General features: G+C 38.5%; 4 protein-coding genes. All 4 read left to right on the forward strand.

Annotated features, from left to right (window positions below):
• On the forward strand, window positions 1–318 hold a 318-nt coding region (locus tag RCO25_RS34430; RefSeq protein ID WP_309000542.1), incomplete at its 5' end, for a hypothetical protein.
• 414 nt (window positions 319–732) lie between these two features.
• Window positions 733–1,224 carry an RNA polymerase sigma factor gene (locus RCO25_RS34435; protein ID WP_309000543.1) on the forward strand — a complete coding sequence of 164 codons (492 nt, stop codon included), beginning with the start codon at window positions 733–735 and terminating at the stop codon, window positions 1,222–1,224.
• Entirely contained in the window at window positions 1,205–1,996 is a 792-nt protein-coding gene (locus tag RCO25_RS34440; protein WP_309000544.1) for a hypothetical protein, read from the forward strand. The genes RCO25_RS34435 and RCO25_RS34440 overlap by 20 nt, the downstream gene beginning before the upstream one ends.
• A 238-nt stretch (window positions 1,997–2,234) precedes the next feature.
• Complete coding sequence (locus RCO25_RS34445; RefSeq protein ID WP_309000545.1) at window positions 2,235–2,753, forward strand: GNAT family N-acetyltransferase; 519 nt, start codon at window positions 2,235–2,237, stop codon at window positions 2,751–2,753.
• Window positions 2,754–2,882: the final 129 nt, after the last annotated feature.

Below are 2,882 nucleotides of genomic sequence, written 5' to 3' on the forward strand. Positions count from 1 at the left end.
TTTGGCGGTGGTACTGTGGCTTTCCCTACCAAAGAAGATGTAACTTGGGGTTGGGTTAACCTAGATTCCAATGCAAAAGATGAAGAAAAGCAGTACCAGCTTTACTACGGCATAATAAAGGAAGCGCAGATTAGCACGCTTCACATCAAGCACAAAGGCTCGGACAAATACATTGATAAAGACGCAGAAATAGTAGAATTATTCGATGGGAACAGACTATGGTTCGCTTTGCAGGACAAATACATTGAAAATTATCATGGTGGATTCATTCTGAATGGTTTTAATAAAGATGGAAAAAACGTGTTTCATTTTGAGTGATATTGACTCACAGCGTATTACGCTAACGGGTAACGATAGTTCAACAAATAAGGAGCAGTTTGCTGCGGCAGCTGCTCCATTTTTCGTTAAGCTAACGGGCAGGATAACGTGGTGATTCAGGTCTCAGCTATCAAGTTTTATATCTCCAAAACGAATAATATTGATAGAAAAGCTGAGTAAGAAAATGATAATGTGAGTAACAAAGTTATGTAGTTCTACAAAATTCAATATTCAAGGACCAATTTGGACGGTACAGAAAACGAAGCCCGCGAATAATCGTTGGGCTTGTTCATTTTTCAAGAAAAAATGAACGAAAACAGTTGTAACTTGTCTATTATATTGAGGTGATAAGAGTTGAGTCAAAGATCATTAAGATATCTAACGGAAATGGACTCGTTAACGTTAGAGGAGCTAATGAAGGAATATGGACAAGATGTCTGGAACTTTGCTTTTTCCATCATTAAAAATCGGAACATGGCAGATGATATAACTCAAGATGTTTTCTTACAAGTCTACCGTAACGTGATTTCTTTTAGAGCCGAGTCCTCCATAAAAACATGGTTGTTGAAAATAACGAGAAATATTAGCTATAACTATCGGAACTCGGCATTTTTCCGAAAAGTTCTGCTAATAGATATTGTGCCTTCAAAGAATAATTATCAATCGGCAGAACAATCTTTCTTCGATAAAGAGACAACTAACGACGTTTGGAAACAAGTATTTAAATTATCAGCAAAATTCCGTGAAGTCATTGTGCTTCACGCAAAATATCAATTATCTATCCAAGAGATAGCGCAGATCTTAAACGTTCCGGAGGGAACAGTAAGATCTAGATTATTTGGAGCAAGGAAGAAAATGAATTTCTTATTACGGGAGGGTTATATTTATGAGCCATTCAATTCCTGATTGGTACAAATCGTTGCAAGGAAATCCATTGGGGGAAACTTTCAACGACCATTCGGCACAATTAATCATGAATCGGACTAAACAACCAGCAAAAATACGTAACTATAAAATGCTTAACATCTCACTCGTTAGCTTTGCGTTCCTTAGTATTCTGGGAATAACGTTAGCTATTAATGGATTGGATTTTCTCAAATCATCGACAAAATCCGGTGGGACTAATTTTCAATCCTATGCCCCGGAGGTGAATGGGGATAAACAAACAAATTTAGGATTGGATGTCACACAAGGAGAGCAAGCACCCATAAATGATGAGACAGAGGTTCCTGTTCAACCCGATCAGCAAGGCGAGCAGATGCCTGGAACAATGGATATCTCAGAAGTGCCGGCAGACAAAATCTTTGTACCAAGATCAGTTTATGATCCTGCTACAGATTCTGTGTTGAAGGAAACTGAAATTCGAGCTACTGACACTGAAGATGATGGACTAATCCTTAGAACAGAATTTACTACGCTAAATGGTATTGAAATCTGGTTTACTCAAGCTTCAGCATTTAAGGATGAAGAGGGAACAATTAAGTTTGTGAAGGATGCATATGATCAACAAACTGTTGAGCTAACACAAATTAACGGCCATATTGCCGCTTATGTGGATGGAGAGAGTAGAAAAGTAGTGCATTTGATTACAGAGGATCACTTTTTCACCGCGTCCACTAGTTCATTAAACGGTACGATTGATGAATTGAAGAATATTATGGAACAGATTCAAGAATAAGAGGAAAAAGAAAGGGACGAGCGTGATGGTCGTCCTTTTCTCCAGCCAACAAATGCTACTCTATACAAACGATAAAGGAGTTGCCGCGGCAGTACCTTTTACATCTTCATATAAAATAAAAGATTTTGTACATATGTGCCGCTGGGCGTTAAGCTAACGGGCAGGTTAGTTTGGTTATATGCATACTTGACCACCAATTTTATGGTAAAATACCCCAAGTAGTTAAGGAGGATATGCGATGAATATTGAAATAACACTGGTCCCGTATGAAGAGAAGACAGTACTTTACAATCTCATTCAGCTATATCGTTACGACAGTAGCGAATTTGACGGACACGTATTAAACAACCATGGGCTGTACTTATACAAATACTTCGATCATCAGTGGACAGATGAATATCGACGTCCTTTTTTAGTCAAAGTGGATGGGGAGATTGCGGGCTTTGTTTTGATTAGCCTCGATGTTCCAAAAGAATATATGAAACTGAGTACTGCTGAAAAAACAAACACAATAAGTGAATTCTTTATTATGAGAAAATACAGGCGCAAAGGAGTAGGTAGGAAAGTTGCTTACTCACTGTTTGAACAGTACTGTGGTGTATGGGAGGTGCGACAGACATTTGCTAATAAGAGCGCGTATGAATTTTGGAAGCAGGTAATTACACAATTCAAAGAAACCAATTTTTATGATGAGCAGCTTATACAAGATGAAAAGTGGAATGGTCCTGTCTTTGTATTTGATTCAATAAAAAGCTGAACTAACGGGCAACGATAGCATTCCTGTAGAGCGTTAAATTTCCGCTTTGCAAAAAAACGAGCGCCTCGGTACGATGGAAGTACGCAACGGGTCATAGCCCTAAAAATTCCATCATCCAGGAGGACGCTC

The organism is Paenibacillus sp. LHD-38, assembly GCF_031157315.1.
Taxonomy (GTDB): domain Bacteria; phylum Bacillota; class Bacilli; order Paenibacillales; family Paenibacillaceae; genus Pristimantibacillus.